This is a genomic window from Flammeovirga pectinis (genome assembly GCF_003970675.1).
GTDB lineage: Bacteria > Bacteroidota > Bacteroidia > Cytophagales > Flammeovirgaceae > Flammeovirga > Flammeovirga pectinis.
Genome location: NZ_CP034563.1, coordinates 1,128,589 through 1,143,134, shown reverse-complemented (window position 1 = coordinate 1,143,134; position 14,546 = coordinate 1,128,589). Strand labels below are relative to the sequence as shown.

Genomic DNA, 14,546 nt, shown 5'->3' with positions numbered 1-14,546 from the left:
AAGACTTAATTAAATTGAAGAATCATGAATACAGGAATCAAATACCAACCTAAAGCAAACATTGATCTTGACGTATATGATAGAATTATTGAAGTCATAGGTTTACTATCTCTTATAGTTTTGTTTGCCCTGCCCGTTTATTATTATAGTGTTTTACCCGATGAAATACCGAGACATTTTAATGGTCTAGGAGAGGTAAATGCCTATTCTAGTAAAAAAGTAATTTGGATTTTACCCTTTCTAGGTACTCTTTTATATGTAGGCTTATTTTTTATGAATAAAGTGCCTCATATTTTTAATTATCCTATTAAAGTAACACAAGAAAACTATAAGAATTTATATAAATACGCTACAAAACAAATTAGAGTATTGAATACAGAAGTCATTCTGATTTTTCTTTATATAACTTATACGATAATACAAATTGGTTTAGGAATTAAAATTGGAATGTCGCTGTTTTTTTTACCAATAGTATTGGTTTTAATAATAGCTACTTCGATCTTTTATTATTTTAAAATGACCAAAATTAAATAAGAGATTATAAACAGAAAAGGTGAAGCTTTAAAGCTTCACCTTTTCTGTTTTAGGGTTTAAATTTTGTAAACCTTATACTACCTTCTAAACTTCTCTGAATAAAATTAGTCCGCCCACCATTCACTAGGTAAACTTCTATATTTTCATCAAAGCATATTTTTGCGGCACTAATCTTAGAAGTCATACCTCCAGTACCGAGTCCATTATCACGTTCATCTATATATTGCTTAATAATTTCCAGATCATTTACTTCTGGAATTAATTCTGCATCATCATGAATATTTGGATTTTTAGTAAATAATCCTTCAATATCAGAAGCAATAATTAGCTTATCAGCTTTTAATAAAGATGCAACTAAAGCAGATAATTTATCATTATCACCTAAAATAAGTTCCTCAACAGCAACAGTGTCATTCTCATTAAAAATAGGAATAAAGCCGTGTGCTAATAATTCATTTACAGTATTTAAAGTATTTTCTTTTGATTCTTTATTATCAAAGTCTTTATACGTCATTAAACACTGAGCAACTTTTAGATCAAAATCTCCAAAAACTTCGGCATAGATTTGTAAAAGTTTCGGCTGACCAATTGCTGATAATGCTTGTTTGGAATGCACCATATTGTGTTTCATTCCATTTACATTGATAAACTGTTTTGCAGTTGCAACAGCACCAGAAGAAACTAAGATGATATCATATGTATCTCTTAAACTTAAAATCTGTCTACCTATGTTTTCAATTTTACCTCTTGAAATCATACTGGTTCCAGCAGTAAGCGTAGAGGTGCCAATTTTAACTACAATTCTTGGTTTCATTATTAATTTCTTGTTTGTCCATCACCAGAGATAAACCATTTGTTCGATACCAATTGTGCCAAACCTACAGGACCTCTAAAATGAAGCTTTTGCGTACTTATAGCAATCTCGGCACCAAAGCCAAACTGACCACCATCTGTAAATCTTGAAGAAGCGTTATGGTAAACTGCAGCGCAATCTACTTGGTATTGGAACGTTGTAGCAGTGTCTTTATCTGTTGTTACAATAACAGCAGAGTGTCCACCAGCGTATTTATTAATTGTTGCAATAGCTTCGTCTAAAGAATCTACTTGAGCAAATAATATTTTTTCAGATAAAAACTCTTGTGGCATTAAGTCTTTCACGTCACAAGCTTTTATTTTTTTATCTAATGCAATTACTTTTTCATCGCCATGTATATCCAGACCAATTGCTTCTGCTCTTGTTACAAGATTACTGAGTTTAGAACTAAGATCAGGAATATTTTTATTGAACAATACTTTATCAATGGCATTACACACACTCAAACGGCTTTTACCATTTAATATAATGTCAATAGCCATTTCAAAATCAGTATTTTCATCAACATAAACAAAGTTATTTCCACGTCCACTAATCATTAATGGAACAGAAGTAGTTTGTTTTATATAATTAATTAAACCTTCTCCACCTCTAGGAATAATAAGGTCTAAATTATGTGTATTTTCTGCTAAAAGTTTTTGAGTAGTGGCTCTATCAATATCAAGATACTCTACATAATCTGTAGCTACACCATTTTGTGCTAAAGCTTTTTGCCATAAAGCCACCAAAACTAAATTAGATTGACGGGCTTCTTTACCACCTTTAAGAAGAATTTTATTACCAGATTTAAAGGCACTAACAGCAGCCTCGATTGTTACATCTGGTCTAGATTCATAAATAATTAAAATCTTACCAAAAGGCACAACACGGTTTTCTACTTTCATTCCATTAGGATGATCGTAAGCACTTAATACTTGTCCTTCAGGATCTTCTAAACCAATCACTTCATTTACAGAAGCCATCATACCTTTTACTTTTTTCTCGTCTACTTTCAAACGATCAACAAGAGTGGGGTCTAGGTCACCTGCTTTTTCTAGGTCTTTTTGATTTGCCGCAATAATCTCTGCAGATTCTTCTGCAATAAGTAATGCTAAATCCTTAAGAACATCGTTCTTCTTTTTTGTTGAAAGCATCATATATATATAAAGTTATAGACTGTTAGTAATTAACTGGCAATATACAATGCTATTTGATTAATATGATTATTTAGCGATGTGTTTTTTGTAAAATAGAAAGCTATTTATTGAAAATATTGCTAACTATCTGATGTTATATTACTTATTTATCAATTGATGACAGTAATGTGATTTGCTTGACGATGTTGTTTACCATCTAACTCACTTGTAAATTCTACTATAACAGAATAAACACCACCAGGCACTATTTTACCTTTGTGCTTTCCATTCCAACCGTTTCCTTCTTTACGGGCATCATCAGAATTTGTATATATTCTATTAAATATAATTTCACCCCAACGGTTGTAAATATTCAATTTTATATCAAGAGCATATTTAGAACGAATAAGAAATTCTTCATTCAAGCCATCACCATTAGGCGTCATTGCAGTTGGTGTAAATACTCTAGGCGGACAAATATCATCTACAAAAACAGTAGTTGTAATTTCGCAATCAGTAGGGTATGTAGTGTCAATTATTGTAACTGAATATTCTCCTTCTTCTTCTCTAATTACGCTCGCTGTAGTTTCTCCTGTGTCTTCCCAATAATACACAAAATTATTACCTTCTGGTGCATCTAATGTAATTTCAAACTCTGTTTCAAAACAAATAACAGTATCCGTAACCGCAAAGCCATTTGGTATAGGTCTATGTATTACTTGGTACTCTTGTTCGAAAGTACAAATCTTTCCACTTTCGTGTTCAACTGTATTAATCACAGAATAAATTCCGGGGTTAGATACAGTAATCGTAGAAGTGTTTTCATTCGTTGACCAAATGTAATTTTCTAAAATATTATCGTACGCACTAACTCTTGCATCCAGGAGTACTTCAGTGCCTTCACATACTTCATATACAAGCTGTTCCGTTTTTATTTGAGGAATTACAAATACAGTTACAGAGTCGTAAGAAATACAACCTGTTTCGTTAATCACTTTTACAATATATGTTTCGTCTTCAATTGGGCTAACTGTAATTTCAGGCGTAGTTTCTTTCGTGTTCTCCCATAGATAAGCAACTCCACCATCTATTTTAAGCGTTGTTTGTTCGCCTTCACAAATGTATAAATCTTCTGTTAAGATAGGGGTTGGCGTATCAAATATTGTGATCTGACTTTCGAACTGTACAGGGCAGCCTTTCTCAGATGTTACCTCTAGTAAAACTTTAAATGTTCCAATAGATGTATATTGATATCTAGGAGAAACCTCTTCACTCGTCCAATTTGGAGTTGATCCATTATAATCAAAATCCCATTTAATAGAGGTAATTTGATTTGCATTTGATTTTACTTCATTATTTAGATATGTAGAGAGGTTATCAAAAACTGCGATATCAGTAATACAAATATCAGCAGTAGAGAAGCTAACTAGTGGTAATTGATGTACGATGACATTGCTTGTAAATACTTCAGAAGAACATCCGCCAACAGGAGTTACAGTTAATTCCACAGTATGATGTCCATCTGCAGGGAAAGTATAATTTAAAGTAGGGGTTGTTGTTGTTGTATCACCGAAACTACCAAAGTTCCAATAATACTCAACATCAAGTCCATCATAATCTACTGTACTTAAAGTAGCATCTAAAAGAGAAGTTTCATTAAAACAAACTTCGTTAGAAATAAAATTAGCAGTTGTTGTTGGTGCAATAACTTCAATTGTAGTTGTTGTAGCACATTCAGTAGGATATGTAGTATCTGTTATGGTAACGGTATAAAAACCACCCTGACTACGTTCAACAGATTGTGTTGTTTCTCCAGTATCTTCCCAATAGTAGGTAAAGTTATTACCAACCGTTGCATCTAAGCGAATATTGCCATTTGAAAAACAAAAGACAGTATCGGATGATGTAAAACCAGCTGGTATAGGCCTATGTATTACTTGATATTCTTGCTCGAAAGTACAAGTTTTTCCACTTTCATGTTCAACCGTATTAATAACTGAATAAGTGCCTGGTTCGAGAACAGCAATTGTAGGTGAATTTTCGTTTGTAGACCATTGATAATTTTCTGTTACATTTTCATAATCACCAATTCTAGCATCAAGAATTACCTCTGTTCCTGCACAAACTTCATAGATTAGTTGTTCTGTTTTTATTTTAGGAATAACAAACACGGTTACTGAATCATAACTAATACATCCATGCTCATTAATAACCTTCACAACATATGTTTGGTCTGAAATAGGTGCAACATTTATAGAAGAAGTAGTTTCTGAAGTACTTTCCCATAAATAAGCAACACCCCCAGAAACCTCTAGATCGGTATTTTCTCCTTCACAGATATATAAATCTTCTGATATTACAGGAATAGGCAATTCATAAACAGTGACTGATTTTACTATTTGTTGTGAACACCCTTTATCCGTAATTATTTCTAATAAAACAGTATAACTACCAGAATCTAGATAAATATGAGTTGGAGATAATTCATTACTTGACCAATTTGGAGTAACTCCATCATAATCAAAATCCCAATTTATAGCCGTAATATTTGTGCTAGAAGCGGTAATTGTAGAACCTAAGTAAGTTGTGAGATTATTAAATACAACAGTTTCATTAAAACAGACATCATCCGCAGAGAAATTAACTACAGGTAATTCGTTGACAATAACATTTTGATTAATTGTTGGAGAAGGACATCCATTTACAGGAATAACAGTAAGTGCTACAGTATGATTACCATCTTGTGGGAAAGCATAATTTAAAGAAGCAGATGTTGTTATTGTATCTTTATGTATACCTAATTCCCAATGGTATTCTACTTCTAAACCACCATAATCAACTGTACTAGCAGAAGCATCAAAAACAGTAGTATCACCAAAACAAACTTCATTAGAAATAAAAGAAGCAACAGAAGAAGGTGCAATAACTTCAATACTGGAAGTTGTAGCACAATTTGTAGGGTAGGTATTATCTGTAACAGTAACGGTATAAATTCCGGCTATTGTTCTTTGTACATTTGCTGTTGTTTCTCCGGTATCTTCCCAATAATAACTAAAATTTGGATTGGCTGGAGCCGCTAAAGTTATAGGTCCATTATCAAAACAATAAACAGTATCCTTTTCAATTTCTCCTGGGTTTGTATGGAATTCTACATCTACAGATTTTGTAAAGATACATACTTTTCCATCTAAATGTGTGACTGTATTTGTTACATTGTATGTACCTGAAGTTGTAACTTGAATAGTTTCTGTAGTTTGACCTGTAGACCACTCTATTACTTCTACGGTGTTTTCATAAGCTACAATATTTGCCGTAAGTGTTATTGTATCACCTTCACAAGCTTCTTCAAAAGTTGCCGTTTGTTCAAACTCCGGGATAACAAAAATTATAACAGAATCTTTACTCAAACAACCAAAGTTATTTAGAACATCAACATAAAAAGTACTATCACTAGTTGGCGTAACTGTAATTGACCTTGTTGTTTCTCCAGTACTCCAAGTAAATGAAGTTCCACCTAAAACAGAGAGGTCAATGCTTTCTCCTTCACAAATATATTGGTCTTCATCAGGAGTAATAGTAGGGAGTTCATAAATTTCTATTTCTTTAATGACCGAATCTACACAGCCTTCTAAAGTATATACTTCTAGTTTAATTTGATGTAAACCATCATCAGTAAATTTAAAAGTAGGAGAGACTTCTGTAGAGTTTGCGGCTTGAGGATTGTTCTCATCATAATCAAAATACCATGCTACACTAGTAATGATTGATGGATCTGCAGTTATTGCTGTTCCTTCAAAAGTAGATAGGTTTTCAAAGATAATATCTTCACCTAAACAAACAGCTGGTGCATTAAAGTCTACAATTGGTAAAGGTTTTATTATTATATCTTCACTTATGGTATTTGATGCACAACTATTATCACTTTCTATTGTTAGTGAAACATTGTACGTTCCTTCCGTTGCAAACTTTATAGTAAGAATTGGTGTAGTTGTTACTGTATCTTTTACAGTAGGAATAACCCAATGATAAGATGTTATTGTTCCTCTATTAAAACTTCCAAAACCACTTGTACTTGCATCAAGTTGTAAAGAATCGCTTAAACACACAGGGGTGTTACTTGTAAAAGCGGCAATTGGTTGAGGATCATAAATAACAGTAAATGTGTCTGAATCAAAAGCGACTTCTTCTACAAAACTTTTAGAAGCATCTAGTTTATCTGTATAGGTAGCTTCTAACCAAGATTTGATGATATATGTTTTACCATTGGCATCATCTGGGTCTATTGTAAAAGGAGTATCTGTTGTCCCGTAAGTAAAAGTTGCATTGTCTACATCTCCATTGTCTGCAGAAGAAATGATTACATTATCTACATACCACTGGTATTTTGTTATTGCTGTATAACTATAATTAGTTTCGTCTAAATTAGCAGGAATGAAGCTATCATCAGATACTATTAAAGTGGTATCTCCTTCAGTAATACATCTTGTAATATTGTTTACTGTTCTTTTAGGTGCTGCTAAAATCTGAATCTGTTCAAAAGAATTAGCAGGATACTGACAGCCGTTATTATCCTTAAATATTAACCCCGGTAATGCATTTCTATCAACAGCTAAAACACTATCGTAGGTAAAGCTAAAATTCTCATCACTGGTTTCACTATATCCATCACCAGAAAACCAGATGTATTCTATTAATGTAGGGTCAACATCATCACTAACATAAGAAGGTGTTCCTACAAAATCTACATTAAAAGGAGCATATCCTGCTTTTCTAGAAATTGCTAATTCTCCTCTAACACCCCCAACTTTAATGTTTAAGATTTCAGAAGTATAAGTACATCCTTGTTTGTCTTCAACAGTTAGTTGAACGGTGTATTCACCTGCATCAAAAAAGTAATCAAAAATGCCTGTATCTTTTGTGAAAAATTCATCTACTGATGCATCTCTTGTGATATGCCATGTCCACGAATCTATTTCTATTGTATCAGCATTTACATCAAATCTAGGAAGAGAGTTTCCATCTTCCCCGTTAGCATAATCAACAAACGAAATAGAACCTCTACATGCTAATTCTTCAGCAGACGCAGTAAAATCTGCTACACCAATTGGTAAATCAGGTACAGTAATTTCAATGTTATCAGTTCCAGTACACCCATAACTGTCTGTAACAAATAAACGTAAGGTTTGAACACCAGGAGATAGATCAGTGAATTTAAAAATAACATTATTTCCACCTCTGTCTTCACTAAACGTTGTGATTTCTGTTTCACTAGAGCCATCTACTTTAAACCATTTATAAACAGTTTTATTATTTGCAGGTTTAAAGACTTTTCCTCTATCTAATTTAGGGTCTATATATGTTTCTACTTCATCACAAAGAAAATTATAAGAAGCATAAGTTGTAGCAGCATCATTTAAATCAATTTCTGGCATTGTGACCTTCACCGTCTTAGAAGATTCTTTCTCACAAGCATCAGAAATCATTTTAAAAGTGACTGTATAATTATCATCTTGATCGTTTAATAAATCTGTGAAGTTATATGTAATTGATTCTTCTAAATTGTTTTCATCGCCAGAAATTGTATAAATAGTTGATCCATTTCCAACAATTGTCCATTCCCAAGTATACGCACTTAAGTTTGAAATATTTGTCGTTACACTGTATATGGCATCATCTGTAGTTGTTCCATCATAGCAAAAATGATTTTCTCCTTGAACTTCTTGAGTAATGTCAAAAGAGTAAACATTTATAGGGCCTTTTGAGTCAGAATCTGTACAACCATCATTAAATATAATATCGACACTAACAGTATAAGTACCATCATCTATAAAACTAGCATTGGGTTCGAAGGTATATTTATCAAAACCAATCAGTGCATATTCAGTAGTCGTTAATTCTGTTCCATTTCTTGTTAATGCCCATTCAAAAGTACCATCACTACTGACAATACTACTGCCAGGGTTGAATGTTTTGGTTTCATTAGCACAAATACCTACAGAAGAAGTGCCATTCCAAGTAATATCAGCGGATGGATTGGAATCAATAATGTATGAACTATCATAAATATCTTCACAACCTGCAGCATTTTTTGCAGTAAGCGTGATAGTATAATAGGCATCTGTTGTTAAGTTAGTAACTGGAATTTCATCTACTAAATTAAACGTAGTAGTAGTTGTTGTTGTAAAATTATAGGTATTACCATCTACAAGAACTTCCCATTCAAAAGGTTTATCTGCATTTAAAGAGTTATTGATAATTTCTAAAGAATTAGGGTCACAATTATCAGTTAAATTAAATTCAAATTCAGCATATGGTCCTTCAATATCAAATTGTCTAACTACAACAGGTGCAGAAGTACAACCTTTATAAGTAGCCCTTAAAGAAACATCAACTGTTCCTGGAGTTTGTATATTTTCATAGAAGTTTGAACCATTTCCATTTGGATCATTAGATACAGTCCATCCACCGCCATTTACATATTGCCATTCGTAAACAACATCATTTCTGTTAATTCCAAGTGCCGCTAAATCTGTTGTATTGGTAAATGTATTAATAGTTTGATTACAGATTAATGGATTATCTACTGTAAAATCTGGTGTGATTTCTAAACCAACTTCAATATCAAAATCTTCTGTAGCAGTACAACCGTCAACAGTTTCAATTTCTAATTCAAAATGATAATCACCATGTTCTGTAGTATTGAAATTATAAACTAAATCTGTACTTGTTGCAAATGGATTTGCATCTTTAGTAATCACCCAGTTAGTAGAAACAACATCACTTAAATCAATATTACTTCCAAATACCCTTAAATCATATGATAAATCCGAATTAAAAGTGACACAACCTTGATTTCCATTACTACTATATATAGTAGCATTAATTCTTCTTGCTCTTACTGATGTATTGTCTAAAACACATTCCTCTCCATTTTTTGTAGCAACTAATTCAATTGTGTAATTAGTCCCAAAATTTGGAAACGTAAAATTTGCCGTTGGCGTATTATCAATCCTCTGATTATCGGATGTTCTCCAAAAATAATCAAAAGAGGCTGGTAAGTCCGAAATATTGTTGGCAGTAAGATTTGTAGTATAAGGAGCACTACAATATTGTGATTTACTAGAAATATTAATTGTATTTGGTAACAAGTCTGGTATTGAAATAGAAACATCTTCAGTACAACCATTGAAAGTTGCACTTGCATTAACCGTTGTGTTTGCAGAAGTATAATTGTGCGTTATAGAAGAAGGTAAAGTTGTAGTTTGTGAATTTCCATCACCAAAATCCCATATAATTGTTTCTCCATCAAAAGCAGCAGGTAGGTTAGAAGTAAAAGTAACATCATACGTTGCACATGCTGAAGATGGAGTAGTATAATCAAATAAATCAGAAGCAACATTTAAGGCTATGGTAATTTCTTTTGTAGTAGAACAACCCACTTTTTCACCAGTAACAATAACAGTAAAATCTTCTCTATTAGAAGAGGTAAAAGTATGTGTTACATTTGTACCATTTGCGGTATTTCCATCGCCAAAGTCCCATGTATAATTCACACCACTTTCTGGAGAAGAAACTGTGAAGTTCTGTGTAAGTGTTCCAGTGCAACTTGAATTGTTGTTTGGCGTTGCAGTAATAGAGAAGCTCTCAATTATAGTAATGTAATTTGTTTTTTGTACAATAAAATCACAACCTGCCTTGGTTTTACCTTCCATAGTAATGGAGTAATTACCATCTCTATTGAAGGTATAACTACCACCATCAGCAATACTGACACCATCTACAGTAAATTTTATATCTTGATATTCAAAATCGGCACTCGCATTAAAAGTAATTGCAGTACCTTCACAACCTTCAATTGCTGAAGTTGTAAAATCACCATCATCTGGAGTACCTAAAACATTGAAAGTTCCTGAGAGTTCATTGTTAATACCATTTTTCTTGTATCTAGCCGTTACAGTATTAACACCTGGAGTATTTAGAAAGAAGCTAGATGGATTTCCAAAATTAATAACATCGTTATTATATATCCATTTTAGAGAATCAAATCCACTTACACCCCTTAACTCGATATTTCCACTTATAACATTACAACCTTGTGGAACATCACCATTGGTTAAATTGTAAGTTTTACCATCAGAAGTTACCACAATCTCTTGTCCGTAAGAAGATATAATTGAGGAAAATGATAGTAGTATTAATAGGATTAGTTTGTACAGTTTATTCATTATTTCGTATTGCTAGAAGTTTGGAGTAGGACATTTATCAGTTGGTAAGCCAGTTTTGCCTTTCCTGTTTTTCTTCCTATATCCCGGGAAGAAATTAAAGTCATATCTTAATGATATTTCATGAGAAACTCCTTCTGATAATTGTAAGCCACCAATTGGCATGTCAAAGCTATATCCAAAAGTGAATTGTTTGACTTGTAATCCAGACATTATAACTAATGCATCGTGGTTAAATTGACTTGGATGTTCATTATCTTTTAATATTAGACCTCGATACCAAACACCAAGAATTAAAGGTTTATAATTTAGGTTAACACCTGTGCTTAATTGATCTTTTGTGCCTTGTGCTTGATAGTGCATCATAAACGAAACAAACTTATCGTCATAATTTGCTACACTACCGTGCCATCTATAGGTTAGGGGAATTCTATATCCAGCTTGTGCAGAAAACCGTAAAGGGAGTTTATCGTATCCTTCTTGAAATCTAGTGATTGATGGTTGGTTAATATGATAAAACGATAACCCAAACCAAAAATTCTCACCATAAAACATAGAACCAAAAGATATATCTGGGTAGATGATAGACTCATTAGATACACGGTCTTTAGTAGGATCGCCTGTTATTCCATCATCATTTATTTGATCTCCAAAAAGTAACTTATAGAAACCCAGAGAAGATTGCTCGAAACCCAATTGCAAACCAAAACTTAAAGAATATTTTTTGTTGATTTTGAATTTATACCCACCAGTAGCATTAAACATGGTACGGTCTAGAATCATTCCAGCATTATGTCCCATGATATCCTCGTGTATTTGCACACCTAATGATATATTTTTAGAGGGAATAGGTGTATCAAAAGCAGACATTATTGTCATGTAATTTGATGGTAAACCCGTCCATTGATTTCTATAGTTTAAAGATGCTCTACCATCTCCAGCAGTACCAACTAATGCAGGGTTTAAGTACAAAGGAGCTGCATAATATTGAGACAAATGCGCATCTTGACTAAACGCTACAGAAGTAATGCTTAAGAATATAAAAAGTAAGTTTTGCTTTAATTTGTAGTTGCTATACATGTGTTGAACACCTTAAATTAGATGCCTTTGTTTAATGCTGTTAATTCGTACAATAGTTACATAAACAATTCTTGTTCCGAAAATGCCTATACATAGGAAACATATATTTTTATTGAATTGACATTAATTGCATTCTTAATTCTTAGCATAAGATTTTTTAATGTAAAATAAAGAAAATGAGTTATATAGTCTGTATTATTTAAAGATTAAAGTAATTGATTTTTGGTATAAAAAATGATTCAGATCATCCTATTTAAATTTATCAATCCAACGAATGTGTTCTTTTACACTTAATAAATCTTAACTCAAAAAAATGAACAAATACTAACTTTGTTTTTAATGAAAACACCAATATCTTGCAAGTAAATGCTTGTTTATGCGTAATTGTGCGTTTTTAAATAAGAATAATACCAATAATCTAAGTATAAAATGAAGAGGAATAGCCTTTTATTACTACAATTAATTCTAATTATCTCTCTGTTTACCTCTTGTAAATCAGATGATAAGCCAATTATCAAAGAAAAACCAATTAACAATGTAGATCCATTTATCGGAACTGGCGGAATCGTGCATACATTTCCAGGTGCAACAATACCGTTTTCTATGATTCAATTAAGTCCTGATACAGATACAAAAGGATGGAATTGGTGTTCAGGGTATCATTATTCAGATTCAACTTTAAAAGGTTTTAGTCATACTCACCTAAGTGGTACAGGCTGGTCTGATTTAGGAGATATATTAGTTATGCCAACTGTTGGAGAATTACAGATAACGGCAGGTGAAAAAGATAAACCAGATACAGGTTGGAGATCTAGATTTTCTCATGAAAATGAAAAAGCAGAAGCAGGGTTTTATAAAGTATATCTAGAAGATTACAATGTAACTGCAGAATTAACCGCGGGTAAGCGAGTTGGGTTTCATAAATATATTTTTCCAGAATCTGAGAAAGCGAATATAATTTTTGATCCAACTAATATCATCTTTGGTAAAGTGTTAGAGACAAAAATAGAAACAACTTCTGCTACAGAAATTAGTGGTTACTGTTTAAGTGAAGGTTGGGGTGGTAGAAGATATGTTTATTTTTCTGCTGAATTTTCTAAACCATACGATGCGTTTAAAATAACAAAAGCAGGTAAATTTTCTAAGCACTTAAAAGTAATTGATAAAGATGTAAAAGGCTTTGCAACTTTTAGGACTAGAGAAGGCGAAAGTATAGAAGTTAAAGTTGGTATTTCTGCAGTGAGTGCTAATGGTGCATTATTGAATTTACGTTCCGAAAAAGATAATTCTTTTGCTTTAGCACAATTGAATGCTCAAAATCAATGGAATGGTATTTTATCTAAATTTAAAGTTGAAGGTGGTACTAAAGAACAACGTAGGATTTTTTATACTGGTGTGTACCATAACTTTATTGCACCCAACTTATCAATGGATATAGATGGTAAATATGTTGCTTTAGGGAAATCATTTAAAGCAGAAGGTTTTACCAACTATTCAAGTTTTTCTACATGGGATACTTTTAGAGCAACTAAGCCTTTAATTAGCTTTTTAACTCCAGAATATTCTCAGGATTTTAGTAGATCTCTAATTGCACGTTATAAAGATGCAGGAGATCATTTACCATTATGGGAACTTTGCGGTGTTGATAACACTTGTATGATAGGTTATCCATCTGTTCCTGTAATCTACGATGCTATTCAGAAAGGTGCTGATATTGATAAAAAAGAGGCTTTTGCTGCTATGGATGATATTGCACACTTTAATAAAGTGTCTAGTTCTGATGGTGATGGAGGTTTAAATGAGTATATAAAATTGGGCTATGTTCCTGCTCATATACCTAAAAATATATCAAAAACTTTAGAGTATGCTTACGAGGATTGGGTTATTGCTCAATTAGCTAAAGATATTGGAGATATTGATAAGTACAATTATTACATGAAACGTGCGAATAATTTCAGAAATATTTATCATCCTGAAAGAAAAATGTTTTGGCCTAAAAAAGCAAACGGAGAATGGTTTGGTGATATAGTGATGGACCAATGGGAGCCATTACAAGATCATTGGATTTCTGGTAATAAATGGGCCTATGATTATTTTGTACCTCACGCAGTAAGTGATTTGATTGAATTGAAAGGTGGTAAAGTTGCTTTTGCCAAAGAGTTGGATCAATTATTTAGTGTAGAGTTAGAAATGAAAGGAGAAGAACACGCAGATATATCTGGTTTTGTAGGAAGCTACGCACATGGTGACGAGCCAGGACATGCAAACCCGTATTTATATAATTATGTAGGTGAGGCTTGGAAAACGCAAGCAATGGTAAGAAAATTAATGGCAGAAATGTATTCTGATAAGCCCGATGGTATGATTAACAACGAAGATTGTGGTCAAATGTCGGCTTGGTATATTTTCTCTGCAATGGGCTTTTATCCAGTTTGTCCAGGCGATAAACAATATATCATCGGCTCTCCAATATTTGATAGAGTAAGCATGGACTTAGGCAATGGAAGAACATTTATTGTTGTAGCAAAGAATAATTCTGATAAAAATAAATACGTTCAATCTCTGTCTTTAAATGGAAAAGAAATTACAACAAGTTATATCACACAAGATCAAATTTCTGAAGGAGGCGTTTTAACTTTTAAAATGGGACCTAAGCCAAATAAGGCATTTGGTGCTAAAGAAGGAGATATACCTGTTTCATCACTTCAATTAGATAATTAA

At 32.7% G+C, this 14,546-nt stretch carries 6 protein-coding genes; 2 read left to right on the top strand and 4 right to left on the bottom strand.

The features are described 5' to 3' along the window. Positions 1-24: 24 nt before the first annotated feature. The gene (locus EI427_RS24470; RefSeq protein WP_126620022.1) at positions 25-534 is read left to right on the top strand and encodes a DUF1648 domain-containing protein; all 510 of its coding nucleotides are present in this window, start codon (positions 25-27) and stop codon (positions 532-534) included. Between the two features lie 49 nt (positions 535-583). Here EI427_RS24470 and proB read toward each other — a convergent pair whose 3' ends face one another. From proB to EI427_RS24450, 4 genes are all read right to left on the bottom strand, one after another. Then, positions 584-1,348: a glutamate 5-kinase gene (gene proB, locus EI427_RS24465; protein ID WP_205727977.1), complete on the bottom strand. Its 765-nt coding sequence runs from the start codon at positions 1,346-1,348 to the stop codon at positions 584-586. 2 nt (positions 1,349-1,350) lie between these two features. Beyond that, positions 1,351-2,544, bottom strand: coding sequence for a glutamate-5-semialdehyde dehydrogenase (locus tag EI427_RS24460; RefSeq protein WP_126620018.1), 1,194 nt, complete (start codon positions 2,542-2,544; stop codon positions 1,351-1,353). Positions 2,545-2,693: 149 nt separating this feature from the next. After that, positions 2,694-10,748, bottom strand: a complete 8,055-nt coding sequence (locus EI427_RS24455) for a PKD domain-containing protein (protein ID WP_126620016.1) — start codon at positions 10,746-10,748, stop codon at positions 2,694-2,696. Positions 10,749-10,760: 12 nt separating this feature from the next. After that, a complete protein-coding gene (locus EI427_RS24450) occupies positions 10,761-11,825 on the bottom strand; it encodes a PorP/SprF family type IX secretion system membrane protein (protein ID WP_126620014.1) in 1,065 nt (354 codons plus the stop codon). 429 nt (positions 11,826-12,254) lie between these two features. Between EI427_RS24450 and EI427_RS24445 the strand changes: the two genes are divergently transcribed. Beyond that, positions 12,255-14,546 (top strand): GH92 family glycosyl hydrolase, encoded by a 2,292-nt coding sequence (locus EI427_RS24445; RefSeq protein ID WP_126620012.1) that lies wholly within the window; start codon positions 12,255-12,257, stop codon positions 14,544-14,546.